Source organism: Liquorilactobacillus satsumensis DSM 16230 = JCM 12392 (genome assembly GCF_001435195.1).
GTDB classification, from domain to species: domain Bacteria; phylum Bacillota; class Bacilli; order Lactobacillales; family Lactobacillaceae; genus Liquorilactobacillus; species Liquorilactobacillus satsumensis.
In genome coordinates this window covers 27,721-52,835 of sequence record NZ_AZFQ01000052.1, presented here as the reverse complement: position 1 = coordinate 52,835, position 25,115 = coordinate 27,721, and the positions used below count along the sequence as shown (strand labels likewise).

Annotated in this window: 26 protein-coding genes; 22 read left to right on the top strand and 4 right to left on the bottom strand. The window is 40.1% G+C overall.

Annotated elements, in window-relative coordinates:
- Positions 1-87 precede the first annotated feature (87 nt).
- Complete coding sequence (locus FD50_RS08880) at positions 88-774, bottom strand: hydrolase (protein ID WP_390625170.1); 687 nt, start codon at positions 772-774, stop codon at positions 88-90.
- A gap of 439 nt (positions 775-1,213) precedes the next feature.
- On the opposite strand from FD50_RS08880, the gene FD50_RS08875 reads away from it, so the two are divergent.
- The 9 genes from FD50_RS08875 (at position 1,214) to FD50_RS08835 (ending at position 11,182) form a co-directional block, all read left to right on the top strand.
- Positions 1,214-1,858, top strand: coding sequence for a L,D-transpeptidase (locus FD50_RS08875; protein WP_056961199.1), 645 nt, complete (start codon positions 1,214-1,216; stop codon positions 1,856-1,858).
- A gap of 241 nt (positions 1,859-2,099) precedes the next feature.
- Complete coding sequence (locus FD50_RS08870; protein WP_228889349.1) at positions 2,100-3,500, top strand: amino acid ABC transporter substrate-binding protein/permease; 1,401 nt, start codon at positions 2,100-2,102, stop codon at positions 3,498-3,500.
- Positions 3,500-4,240 carry an amino acid ABC transporter ATP-binding protein gene (locus tag FD50_RS08865; RefSeq protein ID WP_054757487.1) on the top strand — a complete coding sequence of 247 codons (741 nt, stop codon included), beginning with the start codon at positions 3,500-3,502 and terminating at the stop codon, positions 4,238-4,240. Before FD50_RS08870 ends, FD50_RS08865 begins: the two co-directional genes overlap by 1 nt.
- Positions 4,241-4,319: 79 nt before the next feature.
- On the top strand, positions 4,320-4,583 hold the full coding sequence (locus tag FD50_RS08860) for a hypothetical protein (protein ID WP_054757489.1): 264 nt from the start codon (positions 4,320-4,322) through the stop codon (positions 4,581-4,583).
- A gap of 188 nt (positions 4,584-4,771) precedes the next feature.
- Entirely contained in the window at positions 4,772-5,071 is a 300-nt protein-coding gene (locus tag FD50_RS08855) for a DUF2316 family protein (protein ID WP_054757491.1), read from the top strand.
- Positions 5,072-5,263: 192 nt separating this feature from the next.
- Complete coding sequence (gene licT, locus FD50_RS08850; RefSeq protein ID WP_054757493.1) at positions 5,264-6,118, top strand: BglG family transcription antiterminator LicT; 855 nt, start codon at positions 5,264-5,266, stop codon at positions 6,116-6,118.
- A gap of 114 nt (positions 6,119-6,232) precedes the next feature.
- Positions 6,233-8,059 (top strand): beta-glucoside-specific PTS transporter subunit IIABC, encoded by a 1,827-nt coding sequence (locus FD50_RS08845; protein ID WP_056961197.1) that lies wholly within the window; start codon positions 6,233-6,235, stop codon positions 8,057-8,059.
- Positions 8,060-8,079: 20 nt separating this feature from the next.
- Positions 8,080-9,534 carry a glycoside hydrolase family 1 protein gene (locus FD50_RS08840; protein WP_056961196.1) on the top strand — a complete coding sequence of 485 codons (1,455 nt, stop codon included), beginning with the start codon at positions 8,080-8,082 and terminating at the stop codon, positions 9,532-9,534.
- A gap of 442 nt (positions 9,535-9,976) precedes the next feature.
- Positions 9,977-11,182 carry an MFS transporter gene (locus tag FD50_RS08835; RefSeq protein ID WP_056961195.1) on the top strand — a complete coding sequence of 402 codons (1,206 nt, stop codon included), beginning with the start codon at positions 9,977-9,979 and terminating at the stop codon, positions 11,180-11,182.
- A gap of 100 nt (positions 11,183-11,282) precedes the next feature.
- On the opposite strand, the gene FD50_RS08830 is transcribed toward FD50_RS08835, so the two are convergent.
- The gene (locus FD50_RS08830; protein WP_235803457.1) at positions 11,283-11,621 is read right to left on the bottom strand and encodes a hypothetical protein; all 339 of its coding nucleotides are present in this window, start codon (positions 11,619-11,621) and stop codon (positions 11,283-11,285) included.
- Positions 11,622-11,722: 101 nt separating this feature from the next.
- Here FD50_RS08830 and FD50_RS08825 point away from each other — a divergent pair, with 101 nt between their 5' ends.
- From FD50_RS08825 to FD50_RS08810, 4 genes are all read left to right on the top strand, one after another.
- The gene (locus FD50_RS08825; protein ID WP_056961194.1) at positions 11,723-12,364 is read left to right on the top strand and encodes a histidine phosphatase family protein; all 642 of its coding nucleotides are present in this window, start codon (positions 11,723-11,725) and stop codon (positions 12,362-12,364) included.
- A gap of 11 nt (positions 12,365-12,375) precedes the next feature.
- The gene (locus FD50_RS08820) at positions 12,376-13,392 is read left to right on the top strand and encodes a serine hydrolase domain-containing protein (protein ID WP_187328412.1); all 1,017 of its coding nucleotides are present in this window, start codon (positions 12,376-12,378) and stop codon (positions 13,390-13,392) included.
- Between the two features lie 41 nt (positions 13,393-13,433).
- On the top strand, positions 13,434-14,402 hold the full coding sequence (gene manA / locus FD50_RS08815) for a mannose-6-phosphate isomerase, class I (protein ID WP_056961192.1): 969 nt from the start codon (positions 13,434-13,436) through the stop codon (positions 14,400-14,402).
- 109 nt (positions 14,403-14,511) lie between these two features.
- Positions 14,512-15,315, top strand: coding sequence for a Cof-type HAD-IIB family hydrolase (locus FD50_RS08810; RefSeq protein WP_261909459.1), 804 nt, complete (start codon positions 14,512-14,514; stop codon positions 15,313-15,315).
- Between the two features lie 456 nt (positions 15,316-15,771).
- Here the strand turns inward: FD50_RS08810 and FD50_RS08805 are convergent, their stop codons facing one another.
- Both FD50_RS08805 and FD50_RS08800 read right to left on the bottom strand, forming a co-directional pair.
- The gene (locus FD50_RS08805; protein ID WP_056961191.1) at positions 15,772-16,476 is read right to left on the bottom strand and encodes a type 1 glutamine amidotransferase; all 705 of its coding nucleotides are present in this window, start codon (positions 16,474-16,476) and stop codon (positions 15,772-15,774) included.
- A complete protein-coding gene (locus FD50_RS08800) occupies positions 16,476-17,825 on the bottom strand; it encodes a Mur ligase family protein (RefSeq protein ID WP_056961190.1) in 1,350 nt (449 codons plus the stop codon). The genes FD50_RS08805 and FD50_RS08800 overlap by 1 nt, the downstream gene beginning before the upstream one ends.
- Before the next feature lie 215 nt (positions 17,826-18,040).
- Between FD50_RS08800 and FD50_RS08795 the strand changes: the two genes are divergently transcribed.
- The 9 genes from FD50_RS08795 to atpH all read left to right on the top strand — a co-directional run bounded on the left by FD50_RS08795 (position 18,041) and on the right by atpH (position 25,094).
- Positions 18,041-18,625: a thymidine kinase gene (locus FD50_RS08795; protein ID WP_056961360.1), complete on the top strand. Its 585-nt coding sequence runs from the start codon at positions 18,041-18,043 to the stop codon at positions 18,623-18,625.
- Between the two features lie 67 nt (positions 18,626-18,692).
- A complete protein-coding gene (gene prfA, locus FD50_RS08790) occupies positions 18,693-19,775 on the top strand; it encodes a peptide chain release factor 1 (RefSeq protein ID WP_054757507.1) in 1,083 nt (360 codons plus the stop codon).
- Positions 19,768-20,643 carry a peptide chain release factor N(5)-glutamine methyltransferase gene (gene prmC / locus FD50_RS08785; RefSeq protein WP_056961189.1) on the top strand — a complete coding sequence of 292 codons (876 nt, stop codon included), beginning with the start codon at positions 19,768-19,770 and terminating at the stop codon, positions 20,641-20,643. The genes prfA and prmC overlap by 8 nt, the downstream gene beginning before the upstream one ends.
- On the top strand, positions 20,630-21,658 hold the full coding sequence (locus FD50_RS08780; protein ID WP_056961188.1) for an L-threonylcarbamoyladenylate synthase: 1,029 nt from the start codon (positions 20,630-20,632) through the stop codon (positions 21,656-21,658). Before prmC ends, FD50_RS08780 begins: the two co-directional genes overlap by 14 nt.
- A gap of 58 nt (positions 21,659-21,716) precedes the next feature.
- The gene (gene upp, locus FD50_RS08775; protein ID WP_056961187.1) at positions 21,717-22,346 is read left to right on the top strand and encodes a uracil phosphoribosyltransferase; all 630 of its coding nucleotides are present in this window, start codon (positions 21,717-21,719) and stop codon (positions 22,344-22,346) included.
- Positions 22,347-23,026: 680 nt separating this feature from the next.
- A complete protein-coding gene (gene atpB, locus FD50_RS08770) occupies positions 23,027-23,740 on the top strand; it encodes a F0F1 ATP synthase subunit A (RefSeq protein ID WP_056961186.1) in 714 nt (237 codons plus the stop codon).
- Positions 23,741-23,757: 17 nt separating this feature from the next.
- Positions 23,758-23,979 (top strand): F0F1 ATP synthase subunit C, encoded by a 222-nt coding sequence (gene atpE / locus FD50_RS08765; protein WP_056961185.1) that lies wholly within the window; start codon positions 23,758-23,760, stop codon positions 23,977-23,979.
- Between the two features lie 61 nt (positions 23,980-24,040).
- Positions 24,041-24,565: a F0F1 ATP synthase subunit B gene (gene atpF / locus FD50_RS08760; RefSeq protein ID WP_056961184.1), complete on the top strand. Its 525-nt coding sequence runs from the start codon at positions 24,041-24,043 to the stop codon at positions 24,563-24,565.
- Entirely contained in the window at positions 24,552-25,094 is a 543-nt protein-coding gene (gene atpH, locus FD50_RS08755; RefSeq protein ID WP_056961183.1) for an ATP synthase F1 subunit delta, read from the top strand. The genes atpF and atpH overlap by 14 nt, the downstream gene beginning before the upstream one ends.
- The last annotated feature ends 21 nt before the right edge of the window (positions 25,095-25,115 follow it).

Sequence of the window (25,115 nt, the reverse complement as noted above, 5' to 3'; positions counted from 1 at the left end):
TATGTTCGTAATTTCGAGTTAGCACTCAAATTTTCCCGACTTATGTCACACTCGCTAGTTTATTTTTGGAGTATCTCTTAAAAATAATTAATTTTCGCGACGATATTGCTCCATCTTTTTTTGAAATGTGGCTTCGGTCACTCCATATGCTGTGAAAGAAATTGCGTTCGCTCCAGCTTCAATTGTTTTCATAATCTGTGCATCACCTTTTCCTCCCGAAGCGATGATGGGGAAGTTAGGATCGAGCCCATTTTTACTGAGTTCTTGACGAACCCATGCAACCAATGCAGGTGTTTCTTTACCACCAGCGACATTGAAGGCTTTTACGCCCGCTTCGATGCGTTCTTTAAGATCTACACTTTGATTGACAACTGTATAGATGATCGGAACATCGACAACTTTTACCACGCTCTGAATTGTTTCAATGGTTGTGGGAGCGTTCAGCACCACTGCCTGAGCACCGCTTTCTTCAGCAAAAAAGCCGACAACGGCAGAACGGAGTCCCTTCGTTAGGCCACCACCGATTCCAGCTAAGATTGGAATATTCGAGACTGTTGAAACTGCGTCTAAGATTCGGGTGTTAGGTGTCCAAGGATATACGACTAAGACGGCATCTGCATTGCAGTTTGCAATCACTGCTACATCAGTTGTATAGACAATGCTCTTGATTCTTTTACCGAAAAGGTTGATACCAGAGACGCGGCGAATAATTTCCGGGGTTTCAACAATATCGGATCTTAGTTTTGACGATAAATTAGGAATTTTTTCATTGATCTGTTTCATAAATTAAGGACCTCATTTCTGACATTAAGATAGCAAAAAATTAAATTCAAGTTTTTGTTTTGAAATCGTTATTTTAACACCACTGCTATTATGCAAGCAATTACACATAAAATCAAAGAAAAATGGTTAAAAATTAAGGCGGATCAGGAAATGAACGGCAAAAAGTTCAAATTTCATTAATATCTCCGAAATTTGGTTATTTTTTGTAAGTTAGCGCCTAATATTAGAATAGAATTGTAAAGAATCTGGTTCAAAGTGGGGCGAGGCGTGCTGAATTTGTTATAATGAAAATTATTCATGCAGTTGTTGGAGTTTTTTTGCTGACATTTTTTTAATGTCGAGCAGTTGAAGACGCAGCATTTTGGAATTACTGATTTTGCTGGAATCTGAGTAAACAGCTAATCAGATTATTTTGGGAGGAACATTGGAAATGAGAAGAAACATTGCGTTGGTTGTGCTAGTGATAATTGTTTTGGGATTGGTCGGTTGGAAACTGTCAGGGCAATCCACAGCACAAAAGAAAACTGATAGTTCTACTAAGCAGACGGCGGTAAAAACAAATGGAAAGCAAAAAGCTCAAAAACAAAAGACCCAAAAAAAATCAGTAATGCGAACCCCGATTGATTGGAGAAAATCTTCCGAAACAGTTGCTTATCCAGATTTAAGTAAAGTACAGAATTTTTGGATTGAAGTTTCTACCAAAAATCAACGGGTTTATTTAAAAGATGGTGCTAAAGTTATCTACACGATGTATGCTTCTACCGGGAGTGGGGAGAAAACCGCGACGGATGACAATAGCACTCCGCTTGGAACTTATGCAGTCCAAGAAGAAAAGGGTGACTTTTTCTATAATGCTGCTTCGGGTGAAGGAGCACATTACTGGGTTTCTTGGAAAGATCATGGGATCTATCTTTTCCACAGTGTTCCCACTGATCAAAGCGGCAACTATATTGTAAGCGAGGCTGAAAAGCTCGGGAAACATGCTGCTTCTCATGGATGTGTGCGTCTATCAGTTCCGGACGCAAAGTGGATGTACGAAAACTTAAAAGTTGGTACAAAAGTTGTGATCAAATAATGGATAAAAGATTAAATGGAAGGAAAAGTTCCATTGAAGTTTTTGCTTATAAAAGTTTGGCAAGCTTTTAGCTTTGAAAGACAAAGTGTTGGTTAGTATAAACCGCTATCATCAAAGTCCTTGCTCTTTCTCTGATAATTTTATGATATACTTATAACTATTATGAGAAATAGGAGTAGGTTAGATGAAAAAGATTTTTGTTTTATTCAGCTGTATTTTCAGTTTTACAATCGCTGGAATTATGTTTTCACAGTCGACAGTCCAGGCTGCTGAAAAAACATATACGATCGGGACCGACGTGACTTTCCCACCTTTTGTGTATGCGAACTCAAATAACAAGTATGTCGGAATCGATATGGAATTGATTCGCGCAATTGCAAAACAAGAGGGATTCAATGTTGACATTAAGCCAATTGGGTTTAATGCCGCAGTGCAGTCACTAAGTTCAGGACAAATTGATGGTGTGATTGCTGGGATGACGATTACAGATGAACGGCGGCAAAAATTTGATTTTTCAACGCCATACTATGAATCAGGGATTGTCATGGCAGTTGCTCCCAAGAGCAGCATTCAGAATTTGAGTGCATTAAAAGGTAAACGGGTTGCAGTTAAAACCGGAACCTCAGGTGCTGATTACGCCAATTCGATTAAAGATCGCTACGGGTTTAAGGTCGTGACTTTTGACGACTCAGATAATGTTTATAACGATGTCAAAAATGGTAATTCAGCAGCTTGTTTTGATGACAGTGCTGTTTTGAACTATGGAGTTAAAACTGGTCTTGGCTTGAAGATTGTTACTAAACCTACGAACACGGGCAAATATGGATTTGCAGTTCAAAAGGGCAAGAATCAGGAATTGTTAGCCAAGTTCAATAGTGGGTTGCAAAAGCTTAAGAAGAACGGCAAGTACGCACAGATTATTGAAAAGTATACTGGAGCTGCCGCGACTAGTTCAAAGAAAGCTTCTAATCAGAAAAGTGAAGCAGAAAGCCACACCTTCTTTGGTCTACTTAAGCAAAATAAAGATGCTCTGTTGAGCGGTGTCTGGGAAACCATTGAATTGACGGTTGTTTCAATTATTTGTGCAACAATCTTCGGTGTGCTGATTGGTCTTTTGGGGGTACTTCCTAGCAAATTTGCGCAAGGTGCTTCCACCACCATAATTTATATTTTCCGTGGGTTACCGTTGCTTGTGCTTGCATTATTTATTTATAATGGGATTCCAAGTTTGACTGGCTCGAAAATTCCAGCGTTTGTCGCAGGAATTATTACCCTTACTTTGAATGAAGGGGCGTATACAGCTGCTTTTGTTAAGGGTGGAATCGAGGCCGTAGATGTTGGACAGATGGAGGCAGCACGTAGCTTGGGCCTTCCATTTGGAAAAGCTATGCGCAGGGTTATTTTGCCACAAGGTTTGAAGATTATGGTACCTTCATTTATTAATCAGTTTATCATTACCTTAAAAGATACTTCCATTCTGTCAATAATTGGAATTCTTGAACTTACTCAGACTGGGAAGATTATCATTGCCCGTAACTTAGAGGGCTTTAAAATCTGGACAATTATTGCGGTGATCTATTTGGTGATTATCACTGTCTTAACATTATTGTCCAAATGGGTTGAACGGAGGGTCAAAGACTAATGAAACCATTAAAAGTTGATGTCTCGGATTTAAATAAAAGTTTTGGTGACAACCATGTTCTAAAGGGAATTGATTTCAAAGTTGCAAACAATGAAGTGGTTGTTCTAATCGGACCATCTGGTTCTGGTAAAAGTACATTGCTACGTTGTTTAAACAGACTTGAAGAACCAACCTCAGGTAAAGTTGTGATTGATGGCAATGATATCAGTGACAAGAGTACAGATATTGATAAGGCTCGTCAAAATATCGGCATGGTTTTTCAGCACTTTAATCTTTTCAATAACCTGACGGTTGGTGAAAACATTGAACTAGCACCCACGGAGTTAGGCAAAGATAACAAAGAAGAAGCGCGCGCCTTAGCCAAAAAGTTATTACAGACAGTTGGGCTTGAAGATAAGTACGAAGCCATGCCACAATCACTTTCAGGTGGTCAAAAACAGCGTGTAGCCATTGCACGTGCACTTGCGATGAAACCTGATATAATGTTATTTGATGAACCGACGTCCGCACTAGATCCTGAGATGGTCGGGGATGTTCTTGCTGTCATGAAAGATCTTGCAAAAGATGGAATGACAATGGTGGTTGTCACACATGAAATGGGCTTTGCTAAAGAAGTTGCTGATCGAGTTGTCTTTATGGCTGATGGAAAAGTCATGGAAGAAGGCAGTCCGGATGCGATCTTTGATAATCCACAAAATGAACGGACAAAGTCATTTTTGGAGAAGGTTATCAATGTCTAATTAGACTGTGTGGTGCAGAGCATCTCTTTTAGGGAGCGACTACGGTTTGTGACTTTCAATTTTTAAGAGGTGGTCAGCAATGTTCAAAGTTTTACTGGTAATGCATAGTCGTGATGAGGGATACTACCGCATGAACAAGGTCAGCTTTGAAAGCATGCCTGTTGCAGGTCAATATATCTATAACTCTGACGGCTTAGCCTATCAGGTGGAAGAAGTTGCCCTTTTTGCTGGATATGTAAGTGAAAAAGGTGCCATTGCAGTTTTAGTGGTACATCCGCTTGCAAAAGATACACCTGTTAGCAAGATCTACGGGTTAGATATTGAGCGTGATCTTGATGATTGATGAAGCGCTTGGCAGTTTTTAAGGCGTAAATGAAGAATAATTGAGAGGTTTTGACAAAATTACGATTTTGTTGGAACCTCTTATTTTTGGGTACAGGTGAGACAGGCTTGCAGTTAATTCTGATTAATTGCCTTAAGTTAGTTAAAAGAGTATCATAACTGCAATCGAAGTGGAAAGGTGTGCGTGAAATGTCGTTAAATAAAAAAGAACGTGAAAGAACAATTAACGAATTGCAGAGTAATTTCAGGTTACTAGGAAAGTCTTTGGCTGAAGTTGCGATACAATTAGGAACAACCCCCCAGAGAGTTGCTGAAATCTTAAAACTTGAAAATGTTGCAATTGAAGATCCCTGGATTTTGCGGCAATATTTGAATGAACAGCTTGTGCAAATGGGGAGAAAACCGTTTCCGTATTCTAAATTAACGGGTGATTATCATGCTTATTGGTTTTTAAATTCCAGCATAATCGAACGCCAAGTGTTATCTTAATTGAAGGGCTTTCAAAAAAGCACTTGCAAAAACAATAATCAGGGTGTATGATTACTTTTGTTGAAGGATTGTTACCGCTAACATTAAAGTGGGCAAAACCTGACACACGGTTTTCGGCATGGCCAATTAAGCGGTTATCCGAAAGAAGGGTGTGCAGGTTTTTTATTTTATTAAAATACTGGAGACGAAGAGATGAAGATTAAGCAGATTTTTAACAATAACGTTCTTTTAGCTGCAGAAAAAAAGCAGGAAGTCGTTTTGTTAGGACGTGGAATCGGTTTTCAGAAAAAGCGTGGAATGGAGGTCGATCAAAGTAAAATTGAACAAGTTTTTGCACCTACAGATGATAAATGGTTTTCATTATTCCATGACTTGCTTAGTGATGTTTCTCCAGCCTATTTGGAACTTGCCGCTAAAATTGTGCAGATGGCCTCAGATGAATTAAATACAAAGTTTAATGATTATCTGCTGATCTCATTGATGGATCATATCAGTTTTGCTGTAACACGTTATCAAAATAAGCAAAAAATCCGTAATGAAATTTTGTGGGAGATTAAAAATTATTATCCGGCAGAATATCAGACCGGTGAAAAAGCACTTGAACTAATAAATGAGCAATTTGCGGTGGATTTACCGTCAGATGAAGCAGGTTTCATTGCAATGAAGTTCGTTGAGAACAGTTGGGAACATCCTGAAAGTAATGGGACCGCTAAAATGACGGCGTTGATCGGGGATATCCTGCAGATTGTGCAGTATCAACTAAAAATCACATTTAAGCTTGAATCAATTAGTTATCGTCGTTTCCTGGTTCACTTACGTTTTTTGACCGAGCGGATGTTGCAACATCGAGTGAAAACAATTGAAGAGGGTGATCGGTTTTTATTGGAACATTTAGTCCGCAAATATCCGACGTCATATGAATGCACTAAAAAGGTAGCACTTTTTATTAAAACTAAAATGAAAATTGAATTGTCTTTAAACGAACAGATTTATTTAACGATGCATATCCAAAGAATCATAGATGAACTTAATCAACAAGCTGAATAACAGTGGGATTGTAACTATTGAATTAGGCAAAACCCGGGTCAAGCTGAACCAAGGACTGCTTTGTCCTTGCTTGAGCTTGATCCGGGTTTTTATTTAAAATTAGGGGTGAATAAAATGGACTATGAAAAACTAGCAGCGGCGATCTTAAAAGACGTTGGCGGCAAAGAAAATATTAATACAGCATGGCATTGTGCGACTCGGTTGCGTTTTAAATTAAAAGATGAGCACCAAGCTGATACAGCTGCACTTGAGGAGTTAACGGGTGTAATTACCGTTGTTAAATCAGCAGGTCAATATCAGGTAGTGATTGGCAATGCAGTTGCCAATGTTTTTGAAGCTTTAGCGCGTTTAGCGGGGTTGGAGAACGAAGACCGGCAAAAAGAAGTTAAGGAAACTGATAAAAATATTGTCAATCGCTTTATCGGTTTTATCTCTGGAACTTTTACACCATTCTTAGGTGCATTGGCAGGAGCTGGGATTTTAAAAGGACTACTAGCATTATTTGTAGCACTAAAATGGTTGAATACAACTAGTGGCACCTATGAAATCTTATATGCTGCTGGAGATGGCCTCTTTAATTTCTTACCTATCTTCTTAGCTTTTACAGCAGCCAAAAGATTGAAGGTTAATCAATTTGTGGCGGTTGCACTTGCCTCAGCATTGGTCTATCCGACGCTTGTGACAATTGCCAGCAAATCACAAACAATCGCGTTTCTAGGAATTCCAGTAATTCCAACAACATATACTTCGTCAGTTATTCCAATTTTGTTGGCGGTTTGGGTATTATCTTACATTGAACCGGTGCTTGACCGAATTTTTCCAGAAGCAGTTCGAAACATTTTTACACCGCTTTTTTCATTAGCAATTATGGTACCGCTCACGATGCTGGTGGTGGGGCCCTTAGGTTCATCGATTGGCAATGTTTTGGCAACCGCAATTTCAGCAATTTACAATTTTGCTCCTCCTTTGGCGGGTGCACTGATGGGTGCCTTTTGGCAGGTCTTTGTAATTTTCGGCGTGCATTGGACCTTTGTCCCAGTGATGATGAATAATATTGCCAAAATGGGTTACGATCCGTTACTGCCGATCTTGTCCGCAGCAGTCTTGTCACAGGCCGGTGCTGCTTTAGGAATTTTCTTGAAAACTAAAGATCAAAAGCAAAAGGCATTAGCTGGCTCGGGTGTTGTCACCGGAATTTTTGGAATTACAGAACCAATTATTTATGGATTGACGCTTAAATTAAAACGTCCATTTATCTGTGCAGTAATTGCCGGTGGCGTAGGTGGTGCAATTATTGGTGGCTTTCAAGCCAAGGCCAGTTCCTTTACATTACCAAGTTTATTAGCTTTACCAACGTATATTGGCAAAGGATTCAGCGGAGTTGTCATCGGAATTGGGGTTGCATTTCTTTTGGGGGCACTTTTGACTTACTTTTTCGGATTGAGGGGAGTGTCACAGCAGGCTGAAACAAATTCGAAAGAAAGCGAACAACTCATAGCGCCTGTTGCAGGAACAATTTTACCCTTAACAAGTGTTGCAGATGAAGTTTTTGCTTCAGAAGCAATGGGAAAAGGAATTGCGATTAAACCAGATGATGGTCATGTAACTTCACCAGTTGCTGGGACCGTTAGTGCTGTCTATCCTACGGGTCATGCAATTGGATTGATTTCTGATCAAGGAGCAGAGATTTTGATTCACATTGGGATTGATACTGTTAAATTAAATGGTAAGTACTTTGAAACAAAGGTCAAAAAGGATCAGCATGTTAATCCCGGTGACGAATTAGTAACTTTTGCACCTGACAAAATCGCGGAAGCTGGATATGATAACACTGTGATGTTAATTATTACCAATAGTAAACAATATACAGTTGCGACAACTGCAGAGACTTTGGCGCAGGATAATAATTGGTTACTGAAGTTGCAGTTGGCACATAATTAAAGATAAGGAGTTGGAGTGTAATGTATAAAAAACAATTTCCACAGCAATTTCCAGATAACTTTCTATGGGGCGGCGCAACTGCCGCAAATCAAATTGAAGGAGCTTGGAATATTGATGGCAAAGGTCTAACGACAGCTGAAGTTGTTCGGAAAGCAGAAGATCGAAAAAAGATGTCAATGAATTTAGTTGACGAGGAATCCATTAAAGAAGCAATTCAGGATCAGACAACTACTAATTATCCTAAGCGGCGTGGGATTGACTTTTACCATCACTATCAAGAAGATATTCGCCTTTTTGCAGAAATGGGATTTAAGGTTTTTCGTTTCTCGATTGCTTGGGCGCGAATTTTTCCAAACGGTGATGACGCAGATCCCAACGAAAAAGGTTTAGCATTTTATGACCGCGTTTTGGATGAGCTTGAAAAATATCAGATTGAACCTTTAATTACACTTTCACATTACGAACTACCATTGGCATTAACACAAAAACAAAATGGCTGGTTGAGCCGTAAAACAATTACAGCGTTTGAAAAATATACCCGGGTAGTTTTTGAAAGGTATCGTGGGCGTGTGCGGTACTGGTTAACTTTTAATGAAATTAACACTGGTACATGGGGATTTCATGAAACAGGAGTTGTCGAAACTAATTTAAGTGCTGTAGAAAAAGAAACGGTCAGGTACCAAGCACTGCATCATCAGCTGGTTGCCAGTGCACTGGCAACCAAACAATTGCATGAAATTGATCCAAAGGCAAAGATGGGCTGTATGCTCGCGCGTATGCAAACATATCCAGCTAGCTGTCGTCCTGAAGATGTCCGGGCGGCGCAGCTTGAAGATCAAAAAAATCTGTTCTTTACTGATGTGCAGGCGCGTGGAGAATATCCTGAATTTATGAATCGTTACTTTGCTGAGCATGGAATTGAACTTCAAATGGAACAACAAGACGAAACGGTGCTTGCGGAAAATCCGGTTGATTTTGTGAGTTTCAGTTATTATATGACGACAGTTACAAGTGCGCAGCAAGGAGAAGAAGTTAATGGAAACATGGCAACTGGTGGGCGGAATCCTTATCTAGAAGAATCTGATTGGGGGTGGCAGATTGATCCAGTTGGGTTACGCATCACGCTTAATGAGATGTGGGATCGTTACCGCAAACCACTCTTTATCGTTGAAAATGGCTTAGGTGCACTTGATCAGCTGGAAGCTGGCAAGGTGCATGATGATTATCGGATTGATTACCTGCGTAAGCATATTATTCAAATGAAGGAAGCAATTAAAGATGGCGTCGAACTAATGGGCTACACGATGTGGGGACCAATTGATTTGATTAGTTTCTCTACTTCTGAGATGTCTAAACGGTATGGCTTTATCTATGTAGATCAAGATGATGATGGCAAAGGGACATTAAAGAGAATTAAAAAAGATTCATTTTACTGGTTTAAACAGGTCATTGCTACGAATGGTGCACAACTTTAAAGTTGCACAGGCGTTAAAAAAATTGTAAATATTCAGAATTTTTGAAATGGCAGGGTTGTTGGAACTTAAGACTTAACAGTTGAAAGGGGATCCTTTTTTCGATGAAAAAGTCGAATAAGCAAAATTCTTTTGAATTAATTTTTTTGAATTGCTTGGATTGTGTTTAGACCACTCATCTGTTATTTTAATAAATATAGCAAGTACCACTTACATTCTCCCTGATTGTAGGTGCTTGCCATTACAATATTTCTCATAATAAGGGTTGCAATTAGCGAATGCTTTTGGTGACCCTTTTTGTTTGTTTGATTTTTTGGCGAATGCGGACTTTTTAACATTGCTATGCAAATTTGAAATTTTTTCTAAAAACTTTAAATAGGCTAATTACCAAATTAATGGTACGATAATAATTGTTTATTTTTCTTTTGGAGGGAGTTTCAGTTGAATGTATAAAGAGGGAAATCAGGAACCAAATGTTTGGCGGCGCAGTTTCCTAACGCTCTGGTTTGGCTGCTTTATTACAGCCTTGGGTTATTCAATGACGATGCCCTTCATTTCACTTTACTTGGATACTTTAGGACATTTTAACAATTGGCAGTTGAACTTATATTCAGGTGTAGCTTTTTCAATTACGTATCTTTCACAGGCAATTGTTTCGCCTTTTTGGGGGAGTTTAGCTGACAGAAAAGGAAGAAAATTGATGTGTTTGCGTGCATCAGGTGTTATGGCATGTACTATTTTTCTAATTGGAACTGCCCATAGTGTGTGGATGGTCATTTTACTGCGGCTCTTGCAAGGGGCATTTTCTGGTTACATTAATAACGCTACAGCGTTGATGGCGGCTGAGACAACTCACGAAAAAAGTGGACAGGTCATGGGTAATTTGATGACAGCAAATGTTTCAGGGACACTGTTAGGACCTCTTTTTGGAGGGCTAATTGCTGGCTTTGTTGGCTATCGTGGGACTTTCTTTATCACAGGAATCTTGATGGCCGTGGTTTTTGGGTTGACTTTCCTGTATACCAAGGAACACTTTAAACCAATTCCGGCTAAGAAGATGAAATCGATGGCGGTGATTTTTAAGGGGCTAGCAAATCGACGCTTGATTATTACGATGTTTCTAACGACTTTACTGGTACAATCTTCACTGATGTCGATCGCCCCAATTATTAGTTTGTTTGTCCGCGAACTGATGCATAATCAGGGAAATGTTTCGCTAATAAGTGGGGTGGTTGCTGCAATGCCAGGTTTTGGCACGCTCTTAGTTGCATCTAAAGTGGGACATCTGATGGATCGTAGCAAACCAGAGAAAGTCCTAATCTTTGGCTTATTGATTACAATTTTAGTTTTTGTGCCAATGTTCTTTGTAACCACTCCTTGGCAATTGGGCGGCTTGCGTTTTATTCTTGGACTTTCAAGCGCGGCCTTGTTACCGGCAGTTCAAACTATTTTGACAATTGATGTACCGGCTGAAGCTTTTGGCAGGGTTTTTAGCTATAATCAATCGTTTCAAGCAACTGGCGGGGTTGTAGGTCCACTGCTGGGATCGTTAGTCTCAAGCCTCTTTGATTATCAAAGTGTCTTCTTGGTAACTTCATTGTTAATTCTATTGAATTTGGTGGTTGTTTACCGCGTAGTGCAACATAGTTGATTGAACAGACTGTAGTACTAAAGGTTTCATTGGCAAAAAAATTGAATAATAAAACAGCCTGTGGTGTCTGGTTTTACCAGTTGTTACCGGCTGTTATTTTTTATTCAAAAGAAAGTTCAATAAAATAGCGATCTTTTTGTGACAGGTAGGCAGTTGTTACCCAAGTTTCAAGGAAGCCCTTTTTAGGCAGCTGCATTTTTTGCATGTAAAAGTCGAGCAATGCGCCATGTTGCGCTACAAAATCGTCGCTTAAGCGATTGACCATTAAACGATCTTGTGGGAAATAAAGATCTGCATCTGCGACAGGAGCATCTGCGCTGACACTTAGTCTGACCACATTGTTGTAGCCGGTTTTTAAGATTCGAAATTTATCAGGGTGTCGTTTTAAAAATGACAACAGATGGAAAATAGAATCAGAGTTGCTTGCCACAATTATCATTCCTTTAATGTTTAGCTCAATTGTAGCAGTAATTTTGGTATAATTGAACTGTTCCTGTAAGATCTTGAAATTTTTTTAGTTGGAGATGGGAGGTGATCACAGTGGTAGTTCATTTTTATTTGGTTCGGCATGGTCAAACAAGATTAAATAGAATGCACAGGCTTCAAGGAATTACAGATTCTCCGTTGACTAAAAAGGGGGCTGCAAGAGCTTATAAGTTAGGAAAGCGGTTGAATCAAGTTGAATTTCGAGCAGTCTATGCCAGTGACTTAAAAAGAACTCAGGCAACTGCTGAGATCATCATTGCGGAGAATCAAGGACCGCGGCCTGCGATTCACTGTGATCCAGGTCTTAGAGAATTGAGCTTTGGTTCTTATGAAGAAATGAAAAATCGGCGAATGATTCCGGCAGTTTTAAGTAAAGTTAAACCTGGCCAAATCTTTTCAATTGTGCGGGGACCAAAGCGAGTTTCACGCGTTGTTGATCTTTTTAAAAGTGCCAATCATGGTTTCAAAGTTGAAAATGCACAAGAATTAAATCAGCGGATTACTAGAACATTAATGCAACTGGGGAAAAAATATGAAGCTCAAGGCGGCAATATTTTAATTGTGTCACACGCACTTATCTTGTCAGTTTTTATCGAAAACCTTAGTGGCAATCTTCCATTTCTCCTGTTGCAAAATACGCATCTTAGCAGAGTGGATTATGAAAACGGAAAGTTTAAAATTATTGAAATAGAATAAAAACGAATGAAGTGAAAAAATTGTTTAATCAGAAAACAACTGCACTTTTACACCAACTTGCTGCTAGCGGGATTGTGCCTGGTGTCTCTTATGCAATGCTACATCAGGGGCAACTGCAAGCAGAAGTTTTTGGAAATAAGGAAATCGAACCAGTCGTTAAACCGCTCACTGCAGGTTTAAAATATGATGTGGCTTCATTGACTAAAGTGGTTGGGACCACCACGGTACTTTTGCAATTAGTGCAGGCGCAACAGATTAATTGGGATGATCCGGTTCAAAAATATTTACCGCGCTTTTTTGATACTCGTGTTACGCTGCGTCATTTATTGACACATACTGCTGCTATTACTGGATACATTCCCAGACGCAATGAGCTGAGCGCCCCGCAATTGCTGGAGGCCTTTTATCATCTTCAGATTGGAGAATGGTTTGGTAAAAAAGTAGTATATACAGATATTGGCTTAATTTTTTTGGGTCTCATCATTGAGCATTTGTATCAGCAGCCTGTTCAAAAAGTAATCACCGAAAAGGTGCTGCAGCCTTTGGGGTTGAATGAAAGTACTTTTCAGCCGCAGGCAACAGAATGTGTTCCGACTGAGATTAAACCTGGGAGGGGACTCATCTGTGGGGTGGTTCATGATCCTAAGGCATTTATTTTAGGGCAGCAGTGTGCTTCGGCGGGACTTTTCACAACGCTCCATGATTTAGTTAAATTTTCACAGTGGATGCTAGCTAAGGAACAGCCGCATCCGTTAGTTTCTGCAAAACTGATTGATCAGCTTTTTTTTGATCAGACTCCGACCCATACTTTAGGGAGGTCCTTTGGGTGGGACTTGCGCTATGATCCCCAAGGAAATGCGTGCCTTTACCACACTGGATATACCGGGACTTTTATGTTACTTGATAAAAAAGGGCAAAATGCACTGATTGTTTTAACAAACCGAGTGCATCCGCACACACCTAATGACGAGTTTTTGCGGAAGCGAGATGAGATTGTCGCTGCATATTTAAGTGAAAAGGGCTTATAATATCAAATGTAAATGATTGAGACATGAAGGGAGTAATTTCAATGTTAATGGAACCGCTTTTTTTAAAGCCTGTTTTTCAGGAAAAAATTTGGGGTGGTGACCGGCTTCAAACAGAATTCGGATATCAGATTCCAAGTAAGCATACGGGTGAATGCTGGGCAATTTCGGCACATCCGCACGGGCCGGTAACGGTTGAAAATGGAGTTTATCAAGGAAAAAAATTAAATGAACTCTGGGATGAGCACCGTGAGTTATTTGGCAATGCCCCTGGCGATGTTTTCCCACTTTTAACAAAAATTCTTGATGCACGAACAGCTCTTTCTGTTCAAGTGCATCCTGATGATCAATATGCTATGGAACATGAACACGAGCTTGGTAAAACAGAATGTTGGTATGTAATTGCGGCCGCTGCGGATGCGGAAATGATCTATGGGCATCATGCCAAAACACGGGCGCAGCTTGCAGAAATGATTACTAAGGGTCAATGGGATCACCTTTTACGGCGAATTCCTGTTAAACCTGGTGATTTTTTATATGTCCCAAGTGGTACAATTCATGCGATCGGCAAGGGTGTAATGGTGCTTGAAACACAACAAAGTAGTGATACGACCTATCGTGTTTACGACTTTGATCGCGTTGATAAAAAGACGGGTAAAAAGCGGGCGCTCCATCTTCAGCAATCAATTGCAGTTACTAATGTCCCGCATAGTGATCCTAAATTAAAAATTACTACAACTCAAAATGAAGATGCACAAGTCACGACCTTCATTAAAACTGACTTTTTTAGTGTTTATCGCTGGAAACTTACGCAAGGAGCAGCAACCTTTAAACGAACCACAGCACCATATACACTACTATCTGTACTTTCAGGAATTGGCGAGTTGCAGCTGGCAGGGAAAAAATACCCGTTACATAAGGGGCAGCATTTAATTTTGCCGTTTGCTGTAAAAGAGTGGCAATTAAGTGGAACCCTTGAAATTATTGCTTCAGAGCCCGGAGAAAAAGCGTAACTTAGTCTAGTTTGTGTATTTTTAAATTATTAAAGTGTAAGCCTTACCAAAAAATTACTTGTGGTTAAGTACAAAAATTGGGAGAATACAGTAATTGGAGGAGTTGAGAATTTTGGCGAAAGTTAAATTGATTGCAACTGATATGGATGGAACTTTCTTAAATAAAATGATGGATTACGATCGGCAACGCTTTGAAAATCTTTATGCACAATTGAATTTACAGAATATTAAGTTTGTAATTGCAAGCGGAAATCAATATTATCAGTTACACTCTTTTTTTGCTGACCACCCAGAATTGGTCTGCATTGCAGAAAATGGTGCTTATATCAGAAATCAAGCGGAAGTTTTTCAAGCAACCAGTTTTTCAAATTATAGTAAAAATGAAATACTTGCGCGTTTGACTGGAATTGAGGATATTCAGGTACTGCTGAGTGGAATGAGAAGTGCGTACTACCTGACAAGTGCAGCGCCAACTTTTGTTAAGCTTTCACACCAATATTATCCGCGGTTAGTAGCTGTAGACAATTTCGAGTCGGTTAGCGATCAAATTATGAAATTTTCGCTAAACTGTCCTCCGGCGGAAACTGAGCAGCTTGTGGAACAATTACGTGAACGTTTGCACGGAATTGCAGAACCGACTTCTAGTGGTCATGGTGGGATTGATATTATCCAACCAGGAATGAATAAGGCAGCAGGACTGCAGCACTTGGGCAAGCAGTGGGGAATCTCGCTTGCTGAGATGTGTGCTTTTGGTGATGGAGGAAATGACTTGGAGATGTTGTCTGCGGTTGGTGAAGGAGTTGCCATGGCGAATGCTGCGCCTGTGGTTAAACAAACTGCACCTTGTCAAACGGTTTCTAATGAGGAGCAGGGTGTTTTGAGTTATATTGAGCAGATTTTGCGGAGAAGATAATGCACAGTTTTTAACGCTTGAATGGTTGCTGGAAGAACACGTTAAAGCAGAAGTGTTGAATTGCAGCGGTTAACCACGGTGGTCTAAGCAAAGGATTACGCTGTAACGCGGGGTTGGTTACGCGTAATACAAGGTTAGCCAACAAGTGGTTGCTGAAAAAACATGTTAATGCAAAAAAGAGAGCGTGACATAAGTCGGGAAAATTTGAGTGCTAACTCGAAATTATGAACATAGCGAGTACTTTGCTATGAGTAATTCGAAGTTAGACGGAGAATTTTGACTTATGGAACACGTTTATTCGGAATAAAAGAGGGGCTGTGACAAAATTTAGCTTTTGTCACAGCCCCTTTATACAGTAACTTAATGTACCTCAGCAAGAACCTTTTGAAAGAGCACTTGTCTCGTAATTTTTTAAGTGGTATTAAGATCACCACTTAATATTAGCAAGTTGATAAATTAGTAAGTAGGCTTAATTTGTAAGTGTTCTTGTTGTGAAAAATCAGTCGTTGGATACTTGCGTTTAAGGGCCAATAAAAGCAGTCGTTTAGCGAGTTCCCCATTACGCGCAAGGATTGGGCCATGGAAGTATGAGCAAAAGACGTTTTTATAGATAGCACCTTCTGTTTTGTCTTTGCCGTTATTGCCATGACCACTGAGCACATCACCCAGCGGACGTTCGTTTTGACCAAGGAAGGTAATTCCGTTGTGATTTTCAAAACCGTGATACTTTTGTCCAGTTTCTTTGTTTTTAATCACAATGTCACCAATAAAACGATGATTATCTTGACTTTCAGTGTAGTGGGGCAAAGCACCAATTCCATTAATCCGTTCACCTTGTGCACCAATATAATATTTTCCAAGCAGCTGATAACCACCGCAAATGGCGAGTACCGGTCCGTCTGTTTCAATAAAAGTACTTAAGGCTGCTTTTTTTTCTTGGATATCACGTGAAACGATCATCTGTTCATAATCTTGACCGCCACCGAAGAAGGCAAGATCAAATTTTTGCGGATCGAATGGTTGACCAATACTGACAATTTCAGTGTTAAGGGTGACATCCATCTTTTTGGCATAGTATTCAAGAACTAAAAGATTACCGATATCACCATATGTGTTTAACAAATCCCCATACAGGTGTGCTACATTCAGTGTATATTTCATTAAGCCATTCCCTCCTTAATGTAGCCTTGACTGGCAAGCAGTTTACGCAGTTGCAGTACAGCTGTATAGGTTGCCAGAATATAGACGCGTCGAGTCGGCATTTGTTTGACAGCTGTGAGGACTGCTTCCAAGTTTTCACGTTTAGTGAACGTATTTGCTGGAACACCGGCTACCTCAAGCCTAAATGCAATATCACGGTAGCGTTCCCCACCTGCAAGTACGGCGGGGATGCGTGCAAAGGGCAGATTTTCAAAACGACCGTCCCAGATCCAACTGGTATCAATGCCATCTGCATAGTTGGCATTCAATAGCACAGCTAAAGAAAATTCCTGTGGATCAGTTTTAATCATCTCTAAGACTTGGTCAAGACCAACAGGATTCTTAACGAGAATTAAGGTAACTTCCTTATCATCAACTTTAATGACTTCTTGGCGGCCAAAGATTTTCTCATCTTTGTCGCCGAGCGCTGTTGCAATCTTGGCAGGAGATACTTGGAAAAAGCGCCCGATACTATAAGCTGCGAGTGCATTGTAAATATTGTATGTGCCTCCGATGTGGAGCGCCATGGGCTGGTCATTAATTTCAAATGTGGAACTTTGTGGAGTTTGGGCAATTAATTTTGTGACCGCATAGGCCAATTCAGGGCGCTTAAAGTCACAATTAGGACAATAATATTTGCCCAAGTTGCTATAGGTTAGCTGTTTATAGCGCAAAATGTGCTGACACTGTGGACATAAAAGACCGTCAGTATTGGGCAAAGCCTGTTGTTCTTTATCTTTTACCGCATCAAAGCCGTAGTAGATGATTGGATTAGGAAGTTTTACGCTATTAAAAATAGGTGCATCTCCATTAGCAATTACAGTTGCCTGGGGAGCCAGTTTTATCCCTGCAAGTATTTTCTTGTAGGTCGTATAAATCTCACCATAACGGTCCAATTGATCGCGAAAAATATTTGTCAGTACAAAAAGTTTGGGGTGAACATAGCGTGTAACAAGTGCTACATTTGCCTCATCAGTTTCAAGCACAGCAAGTTGTTTACCCGACTTAGTTTTTTGTGCCGTCAAAAAAGCAGTTACGATCCCCTGTTTCATGTTTGAACCGCTTGGATTGGTTAAAACGTGCTGGTAGGTTGTCCGCAGTACTTTCACAGTCAAAGCCGTAGTTAGCGTCTTACCATTTGTTCCGGTAATGATTGCTACCTCATAATGTTGGGCTAAGGTTTGCAACACATCGGGATCAAGTGCTAAGGTTATTTTACCGGGTAAGGCGGTGCCGCCGTGTCGGAAATTGTGTAAGAACCAGTAAGAAAAACGACCAGCAGCAATGGCTGTTGAGCTTTTGAGCGACATGTATAATTCCTCCATTGTGTAACATAATTATGACTTCAATTAATAATAACATTCTGTATGATAGCACAAAAATAAAAAGAAACGGGTAATTTGACTTTATTTTAGTTAAATTACATTTTTTGAGACACTAACAGCGTGAATTGAACTTGCTTAGTGAAATTTGCTGTAAAATCATATATACTAAATAGGAAAGTCTAAATTTGGGGTTGGTTTTTTTGGCGCAGTTATTTTTCCGATACGGTGCAATGAATAGCGGAAAAAGCATTGAAATTTTAAAAGTTGCACATAATTATGAAGAACAACATAAAACAGTTGTAATCATGACTAGTGCAGTAGATGACCGTGAACAGGTCGGTTGGATTACTAGCAGAATTGGGTTGAAACGCAAGGCTTTGCCCATCTATGCTGAAACGGACCTACACAAGGTAGTTAGCAGAATTGATCATAAAATTGCATGTGTTTTAATTGATGAAGCTCAGTTTCTGTTAAAACATCATATTTTGGAATTGGCGCGCATTGTAGATGAATTACGGATTCCAGTAATGACATTTGGGCTTAAAAATGATTTTCGAAATGAATTATTTGAAGGGTCAAAGTATTTGTTGTTATATGCGGATAAGATTGAAGAAATGAAGACGATCTGTTGGTTCTGTAATAAAAAAGCGATTATGAATTTACGGGTCAATAATGGTAAACCAATTTATAGTGGGGAACAGATTCTGATCGGAGGAAACGAATCTTACTATCCCGTTTGTCGGCGTCACTACCTTGCACCACCCCTGGGTTCTTTAAAAAGTTAGTTTATGTAAGTTGTTTTGCGCACTATATATATATAGAAGAAAAGTTTTTGATGGAGGAAACTTTATAATGAAAGATTTATTTGACAGACTGCAGACACTTGAAGATCGCTATGAAGAATTAGGCGAATTATTGTCTGATCCGGAAGTAATTTCCGACACACAGCGCTTTACCAAGCTGTCAAAAGAAATGGCAGATTTACGTGAAACAGTTGAGAAGTACAATGAATATAAAAAGGTAAATCAAACTATTTCTGATGACGAGGAAATGCTTGGTGAAAAACTAGACGATGAAATGGCTGCAATGGTTAAGGATGAATTAACCATTGCAAAAAATAAACGCGAAAAATTGGAAGATGAAATCAAAATCTTGTTGCTACCGAAGGATCCTAACGATGATAAAAATATCATTATGGAAATTCGCGGAGCTGCTGGCGGAGACGAAGCTAGTCTCTTTGCGGCTGATTTATTTAACATGTATGCAAAGTATGCTGAAAAACAGAACTGGACAATTGAGGTGCTGGATAAGAATGTTACCGAAGTTGGTGGTTTCAAAGAAATTGCATTGCTGATTAATGGACAAAGCGTTTATTCGAAGCTGAAGTATGAAAGCGGCGCGCATCGGGTACAGCGAGTGCCGGTCACAGAGTCGGCTGGTCGCGTGCACACCTCAACGGCAACCGTGGTAGTCATGCCGGAAGAAGAAGATGTTGAAATTGAACTTGATCCTAAAGATATTAGAGTCGATGTGTACCGTTCATCTGGTGCCGGTGGGCAGCATATTAACAAGACCTCATCAGCTGTTAGGATGACCCATTTGCCGACGGGAATTGTTGTTGCAATGCAGGACCAGCGTTCACAACAGCAAAACCGTGAAAAAGCAATGAAGATTTTAAAGGCCCGTGTGTATGATTACTATTCATCAAAAGAGCAGCATGAATATGATCAAAACCGTAAATCAGCGGTCGGAACGGGTGATCGCTCAGAACGGATCAGGACTTACAATTATCCTCAAAACAGGGTGACTGATCACCGAATTGGATTAACGTTGAATAAGTTGGATCGCATTATGAACGGTGAGCTTGAAGACGTGATTGATGCGTTGGTTCTGTATGACCAGACTAAAGCGTTGGAGAATTTGCAAAATGAGTAATTTGACTTTTTTTGAGGCTCAGAAATGGGCTTTTTCTTTTGTAGAGAAACATGACGGTGAGCGCAGTGCAATTGAACTTCTACTTAAGGGGTTGCGCGGCTGGTCTTCTGTTGAACTTCTTTGTCATTATAGTGAACAATTAACCCCTGCAGAGCTTGTTCAATTTAAAAAATGGGTTAAATGTTATAATGACGGTTGGCCTGTGCAATATTTGTTAGGTAAGGCGTCTTTCTTTGGACATGAATTTAAAGTTAATGAGAATACATTGATTCCACGTCCTGAAACGGCTGAATTAGTTGAATGGGTTTTAGCAGATTATCCTGCGCAGATTCAGCAGTTGCGCGTGGCGGATATTGGAACAGGGACGGGCGCAATTGGAATTTCACTGCAAAAGGAGCGACCTGCTTGGGAGGTTACATTGACAGATATTTCTCCAGCAGCGCTTCAAGTTGCCCAAGTAAATGCAGCTAGGCTAAAGGCACATGTCAGGCTTTTAGAGGGAGATCTTTTTGCCCCTTTGACAGGTCAGTATCAGGTGATTGTTTCAAATCCACCCTATATTGCAGTAAATGAGCAGCGCTTTATGGACAAATCTGTGTTGGAGCATGAACCGAATGCAGCCTTGTTTGCAAGTGAAAATGGTTTGCATTTCTACCACAGAATAGCTGCAGAGATTAAGCCATTTATATCAGCTGAGACATGTTTATACCTTGAAATTGGCTTCCAGCAAGGAATGGCTGTCAAAAAAATTTTTAATGAACACTTCCCAACAGCTAGTGTGACTGTCAAAAGAGACCTTGCGGGAAATGAACGTATGGTCAAGGTAGAATTTAACATAAGAAGGGATGAAAGTAATGCTGATTACTAAAATTTATCAACCGGATGAAGTTGCAAAAGCTGCAGCAGAGCTCAGAAAGGGAGAGTTAATTGCGTTTCCAACTGAAACAGTTTATGGACTAGGTGCGGATGCAACTAATGAGCAAGCTGTTAAGCGAGTTTATCTGGCTAAAGGACGACCAACTGATAACCCATTGATTGTGACCGTGTCATCGATTGCAATGATGAAGAACTACGTTGTTGAGTTGAGTGAACCAGCCAAGCGCTTATTAGCTAAATATTGGCCAGGACCGTTGACCTTAATTTTTAAAATCAAACCAGGATCACTTTCAAAAGCAGTCACAGGGGGGCTGACCACGGCCGCTTTCAGAATGCCGGCAAACGAAGTGACACGGAAACTGATTTCTGCGGCGGGCGTGCCGCTGGTAGGCCCATCTGCTAATTCATCGGGAAAGCCGAGCCCCACGACCGCACAGCATGTCTACCATGACCTAGAGGGCAGCATTGCCGGGATTGTGGATGATGGGCCAACCCAGGTCGGTGTTGAATCGACAATTATTGATATGTCAGCTGCGATACCCGCAATTTTACGGCCAGGTGCAATCACTGCTGAGGAATTAACAACGTTTCTTGGTCAGGAAGTGATGACTGATCGGCATCATGTTGGCCAAACAGAAGTTCCTAAGGCACCCGGAATGAAGTATAAGCACTATGCTCCAGATGCACAGGTTTTAATAGTAGCAAACGAGCAGTGGCAACAAGCTTTACGCTGGGCAAGTAGGCAAACTGAAAAAGTCGGTGTGATGGCACCAGCAACAATTTTGCAGGCAGACTTGCCAGCCAATTGTCAGGGCTTTAACCTTGGACCGGATGTTGAAAGTGCCAGTCGTCGGCTTTTTGCGGGACTCCGTTATTTTGACAGTGATTTCAAAGTAAATTGGATCTTAGCAGCTGGTTTTCCTGAAGAAGGGTTAGGGACAGCTTATATGAATCGACTTAGGAAATCGGCCGGTGATCAATTTTTTACTACTGAATCAACTGATTAAGCTAGCCAAAAGCAAGATTATCCGCTAGAATATATTGGGACTATAAAGGAGTGGCGAAATGGGAAAATTTGAAGTATTGGATCATCCCTTGATCCAACATAAATTGACGATTATTCGGAATAAGAATTGTGGGACACGTGAATTCAGGGAGGTTGTCAATGAAATTGCTGAATTGATGGCTTATGAGGTGTCACGTGACATGCCTTTGGAAGACTACGAGGTTGAAACACCAATTACTAAAACAACTAAAAAACATTTAGCCGGTAAAAAAGTGGTAATTGTTCCAATTCTGCGGGCTGGTTTAGGAATGGTGGATGGCATCTTGGAGCTGATTCCGGCGGCTAAAGTCGGACACGTAGGGATGTATCGCGATGAAAAGACTTTAAAACCAGTTGAGTATTTTGTTAAAATGCCTGACAGTTTATCGAGCCGCGAGATCTTTGTCGTGGATCCGATGTTAGCAACTGGTGGTTCCGCAATCATGGCAGTTGATGCATTGAAGAAAAGAGGAGCAGTGACTATCAAATTTGTCTGTTTGGTAGCTGCTCCAGAAGGGGTCAAAGCATTCCGCCAAGCACATCCGGATGTTGATATTTTTGCAGCCGCTTTGGATGACCATTTAAACGAAAATGGTTATATCGTTCCTGGCTTGGGCGATGCAGGTGACCGTTTGTTTGGTACTAAATAAGAAGTAGTAATAATGAGCAAGCAACAGATAAAAGTGTGAAAAACAAAAAGGTGCTCCGTTTGCCTAAATAAAAGAGGGGGCTGTGACAAAAGTTAAATTTTGTCATAGCCCCTCTTTTATTGGCTATAACTAAAGAGAATAAACGTGTTCCATAAGTCAAAATTCTCCGTCTAACCTCGAATTACTCATAGCAAAGTACTCGCTATGTTCGTAATTCGAGTTAGCACTCAAATTTTCCCGACTTATGTCACACTCTCTTCTATTTTTATTGCGGATAAACGGTTACTATCAGGCAAGAGTCGATGACCAATTTAGAGCACGCGGTCTTAGCATACCTGCAACGAGCGTCAAAAAATCAAAAAGTTTGCTAATGGACATGCTGGGTGAATTTAACGGTAAGAAGTAATATTGATCCTTGAAATCTTTTGAAAAATTTTGCGCAATTGCGCACAAGCACTTAAAAATACGTACCTTTTCAATTTCTTTTTATTTTGTTAATTTTTTAAAAAACCGCTTGTGGCAATATAGATAGCGCTTTAATCGTAATTTTTAAGATTTTGTGTTTTTTGTAGATTGGTGGTATGATCTTTTGTGTACTCAAAGGCGCGTCCTTTGGGGGTTTTGCAACACTTTTTACAAAATTGATGGGTCATGCGTCAGAAGAAAAGAGGTGAGACTTGGTGAATGAAGGAGCATCTGTTCAAGAATTTTTTGGAATTCCTTTCAATATTAGCAATGATTTACCGGGGCTAGTAGCAGCAATGATTGTTTTCTTTACGATGCTTTGGCTATCAAGAAGAATTCAACTCAAACCTTCTGGCAGGCAGAACTTTATTGAGTGGATAATTGATTTTACAAACGGTATTATTAAGAGTACAATGCCGGGCAAAGAAGGCAGCAAATTTGGGCTTCTAATCTTCACGTTGTTTTCATTTATATTTGTGTCGAACCAACTTGGTTTGATGTTTCAGGTAGATGTAAACGACGTTGGATATATTCAAAGTCCGACAGCAAATGCAATGACAACAATGACGCTTGCTTTTATCGTTTTGTTGACAGCACATTTCTTGGGTGTCAAAAAATTCGGATTCAAAGGTTACTTTAAGAACACGTATCTGAGCCCGCTTCCCTTTCTACTTCCGCTAAGCGTACTTGAAGAATTTACAAACTTTCTAACGCTGGCTCTTCGTTTATACGGTAATATCTATTCTGGTGAAGTTTTGCTGAAACTGATTTATCAGTTTGGTAAGTCATTTGGAATTGCGTCATTTATTCCTGCTGTTCCACTTGAAATTATTTGGCAAGGCTTTTCCGTTTTCATTGGGAGTATCCAAGCCTATGTTTTTGTTACATTGACAATGGTTTATATTTCTCAAAAGGTTGAAAAAGAGTAAACAAGGAGGATTTTATTATGAGTTCATTAGCTTTAATTGGTGCAGGCCTTGCAGCTGCTGGTGCTGCGATTGGTGCAGCTATTGGTAACGGTCTTGTTATTTCTAAAATGCTTGAGGGGATGGCACGTCAGCCAGAACTTGAAGGTAAACTGCGGACAAATATGTTCATCGGTGTTGGTTTAGTTGAAGCTGTTCCAATCATCGCAATCGTGATTTCATTCCTGTTGTTGGCAAAATAGGCGATCTTTTATTTTGGACAATTCGGTTTCCGAAGCAATATAAAAGAGGAGGTGTCACTAAATGGGCTTAACATTTGTGTTAGGTGCTGCTACAGGTGTTGAATGGGGCGATATGCTTTTCTATGCGGTACTCTTTGTAGTATTGCTGGCTTTAATTAAGCATTATGCATGGGGTCCCGTGACCGATATGATGGAAAAACGGGCTACCAAAATTGCAAACGATCTTGATTCTGCAGAAGAAGCACGTAAAAATGCGGAACAAGTTGAAGAACAACGTGTTTCAGCTTTGAAAGATTCTCATGCAGAAGCATCTCAAATAATTGAGCGTGCACGCAAAAATGGTGAGCAACAAAAAACCACAATTGTCGCGGATGCGCATGGTGAAGCTCAAGCTTTGAAAGATACTGCAAAGCAAGACATTGAACGCGAGCGTCAAGATGCACTTGAAGGTGTGAAAAATGATGTGGCGGAGTTGTCACTTGAAATTGCTTCAAAGGTTATTTCTAAGAATTTACAAATGAATGACCAAAAAGCCTTGATTGATTCATATATTGAAGGGTTGGGGAAGCAAAATGAAGTTAAGTAAAACAATGGTTGCGCATCGTTATGGTAACGCCCTGTTTGCTCTTGCAAAAGAAAAAAATGTTCGGGAAGAATTGCTTGCTGAGTTGCTGGAGATGAAAAAAGCGTTGGCGGAAGAACCACAGTTAATGGTTTTTCTTACCAGTAAGCAAATTGAACCCGGGGTGCGGCGTGAAGTTATCGAAAAATTAGCTGCGTCTTCTTCTGAACTTGCAGCTAATCTTTTGAGAATGTTGTTTGACTATGGGCGCATTGCTGATTTGGATGTTATTATCACTGAATATGTACGTCTAAATGACAGTTTTGAGAACACAGTGCGTGCAACAGTTACAACTGCAATTCCTTTAGCAGAGGAGCAAAAGGACAGATTAACATCCGCGTTTGCAAAGATTGTCGGAGCAAACAAAATTATTCTTGATGAACGAGTTGATCCTAGTGTGATTGGTGGAGCTATTTTAAGATCAAATGATTATGTTTATGATGGTTCACTAAAACTAAAAATCGCTCGTATCAGAAGGATGCTATTGAAATGATTAATAAAGAGGTGAAACTTC